Source organism: Methylobacterium tarhaniae, assembly GCF_001043955.1.
In the GTDB taxonomy this organism is placed as follows: domain Bacteria; phylum Pseudomonadota; class Alphaproteobacteria; order Rhizobiales; family Beijerinckiaceae; genus Methylobacterium; species Methylobacterium tarhaniae.
Genome location: NZ_LABZ01000346.1, coordinates 1 through 2,892, shown reverse-complemented (window position 1 = coordinate 2,892; position 2,892 = coordinate 1). Strand labels below are relative to the sequence as shown.

Sequence of the window (2,892 nt, the reverse complement as noted above, 5' to 3'; positions counted from 1 at the left end):
CGAGCCCGGCGACGAGGTGGTGCTGTTCGAGCCGATGTACGACGCCTACCTGCCGCTGGTGCGCCGGGCCGGCGGCGTGCCGCGCTTCGTCACCCTGACGCCGCCGCATTTCCGGCTGACGGAAGGTGCGCTCGCCGCCGCCTTCTCGCCGCGCACGAAGGTCGTGCTGCTCAACAACCCGCTCAACCCCTCGGCCACCGTCTTCCCGGACGAGGACCTGGAGCGGCTCGCCGGCTTCTGCCAGCGCTACGACGCCGTGGCCCTGTGCGATGAGGTGTGGGAGCACGTGGTGTTCGACGGCCGCCGCCACCGGCCGCTGATGGCGTTTCCCGGCATGCGCGACCGCACGGTGAAGATCGGCTCGGCGGGCAAGATCTTCTCCCTCACCGGCTGGAAGGTCGGCTTCGTGATGGCCTCGGCCCCCCTCATGCGGGGCCTCGCCAAGGCGCACCAGTTCCTCACCTTCACCACGCCACCCAACCTCCAGGCGGCGGTGGCCTACGGGCTCTCCAAGGACGATTCCTACTTCGAGGGCATGCGGGCCGAGTTCGCCCGCGCCCGGGACCGGTTCGCGAGCGGCCTGACCGAACTCGGCTTCAGCGTGCTCCCTTCCGCCGGCACCTACTTCCTCAACCTCGACATCGCCCCCTTGGGCGAGAGCGACGACGTCGCCTTCTGCGAGCGGCTGGTGCGGCGGCACGGCGTCGCGGCGATCCCGGTCAGCGCCTTCTACGCCCACCAGCCGGTGCGCACCATCGTGCGGTTCTGCTTCGCCAAGCGCGACGACACCCTCGACCGCGCCCTCGAGCGCCTGCGCGGCCTCGCGCCGGGGCGCGCGGGCTGATGCGGGGCCTCCTTGTCGAGCCGGGGCGCCGGGGCCACATCCTGGCTCATGAGCACCACGCACACGCTCCGGAGCCCCGGGATGACCTCTTCGCAGACGGCCGGCCGCGTCCCGCCCTTCGGGGCCGGGTCCTTCGGCAACGGTGGCGACTTCCAAACGGGCAACTTCCAAGCGGGCGGCTTCAAGGACGGCCGCTTCCAGGACGATGCGTTCGGGTTGCGCGCCAAGGCCGGCCAGGCCATGGCGGGCTCCACGCCCGAGCAGGTGATGGCGCGGCTGGAGCTGCTGGCGCACATCCTCGACACCGCGATCCTGCTGCCGGGCAACCGGCGCATCGGCCTCGACGCGATCGTCGGCCTGATCCCGGTGATCGGCGACGCGATCACCACGGCGATCTCGTCCTACATCGTCTGGGAGGCCAGGCGCCTCGGCGCGCCGCGCTGGCTGATCGCCCGCATGGCGGCGAACGTGGCGATCGACGGCGTGGTCGGTGCGGTGCCCCTGGTGGGCGACCTGTTCGATGCCGCCTTCAAGGCCAACCGCCGCAACGTGCAGTTGCTGCGCCGCCATCTGGAGCGCAGCGGCGCGCTGAAGCCCAGCGTGATCGACGTCGCGGCGACCCGCCTCGACTGATCTCCGACACCCGGCCGGGGGACGCCGCATGAACCAGCGCCCTCCGGCCCCCGCGCTCGACGCGATCCCCGTCACCTCGCCGGCGGCGGGCCCGGTGAGCCTGCCGCTCTCGGGGACGACCGGGACCGGGCGGCTGTCGCCGCTCAACCGGCGGCGGCTCGCGAACTTCAAGGCGAACCGGCGCGGCTATTGGTCGTTCGTGCTGTTCTGCCTGCTGTTCGTCGCCAGCCTCTTCGCCGAGTTCATCGCCAACGACCGGCCGATCATCGCGTCCTACAAGGGCGAGATCCTGTTCCCGATCGTGGTCGACTATCCGGAGGAGAAGTTCGGCGGCTTCCTCGCCCGCACCGACTTCCGCGATCCGGTGATCGCCAAGGAGATCGCCGAGAACGGCTGGGCGATCTGGCCGCCGATCCGCTTCTCCTACAACACCCACAACCTCGACCTGCCGGTGCCGGCCCCCGCCCCGCCGACCTGGCTCCTCACGGACGCCCAGTGCAAGACGGTAGCGGAGAAGACAGGCGGCGCGACCTGCCGCGACATCGAGTGGAACTGGCTCGGCACCGACGACCAGGGCCGCGACGTCGTCGCCCGGCTGCTCTACGGCTTCCGCCTCTCGGTGCTGTTCGGCCTCACGCTCGCCCTCGTCTCCTCGGTGATCGGGGTGCTGGCCGGCGCGGTGCAGGGCTATTTCGGCGGCTGGGTCGATCTGGTCTTTCAGCGGGTGATCGAGATCTGGACCGCGATCCCGTCGCTCTACCTGCTCATCATCATCTCGTCGATCATCACCCCGAGCTTCTTCGTGCTGCTCGGGATCCTGCTGTTGTTCTCGTGGGTGTCGCTGGTCGGCGTGGTGCGGGCGGAATTCCTGCGCGCGCGCAACTTCGAATACGTGCGGGCCGCTCGCGCCCTCGGGCTCTCCAACGCCCGCATCATGTTCCGCCACCTCCTGCCCAACGCCATGGTGGCGACGCTGACCTTCCTGCCCTTCGTGCTGAACGGCTCGATCACGACGCTCACCTCCCTCGACTTCCTCGGCTTCGGCCTGCCCCCGGGCTCGCCCTCGCTCGGCGAGATGCTGGCGCAGGGCAAGGCCAACCTGCAGGCACCCTGGCTCGGCCTAACCGGCTTCGCGGTGATCGCCGTGACCTTGAGCCTGCTGATCTTCGCCGGCGAGGCGGTGCGGGACGCGTTCGATCCGCGGAAGACGTTCCGGTGATCGTGGATTCGGGAATGATCCGGTGCCACAGGCGCCCCTGAAACCCTCCCTGTCATGTATGGACGGCCCCCGGTTCGCAAGGGTTTGTGAGCATCGGCTTGGAGCCAGTCGGTTCAGGAGCAGTCATGTATCCGGCCTCTGATGCGGTCGTGGCGCCGCCGTGAGGCGACGCGGACGACGGCGGGCCACCAAGGGG

The 2,892-nt window shown here is 70.0% G+C and carries 3 protein-coding genes; all 3 read left to right on the top strand.

Annotation, left to right across the window (positions count from 1 at the left end; all coding sequences use genetic code 11):
• Nucleotides 1–844: aminotransferase class I/II-fold pyridoxal phosphate-dependent enzyme (locus VQ03_RS29835; RefSeq protein ID WP_048454559.1), on the top strand; the 844-nt coding region annotated here is incomplete at its 5' end.
• An 81-nt stretch (nucleotides 845–925) separates the two neighbouring features.
• Nucleotides 926–1,477 carry a DUF4112 domain-containing protein gene (locus tag VQ03_RS29830; RefSeq protein ID WP_245292251.1) on the top strand — a complete coding sequence of 184 codons (552 nt, stop codon included), beginning with the start codon at nucleotides 926–928 and terminating at the stop codon, nucleotides 1,475–1,477.
• A gap of 28 nt (nucleotides 1,478–1,505) precedes the next feature.
• On the top strand, nucleotides 1,506–2,696 hold the full coding sequence (locus VQ03_RS29825) for an ABC transporter permease (RefSeq protein WP_048454558.1): 1,191 nt from the start codon (nucleotides 1,506–1,508) through the stop codon (nucleotides 2,694–2,696).
• Nucleotides 2,697–2,892 lie beyond the last annotated feature (196 nt).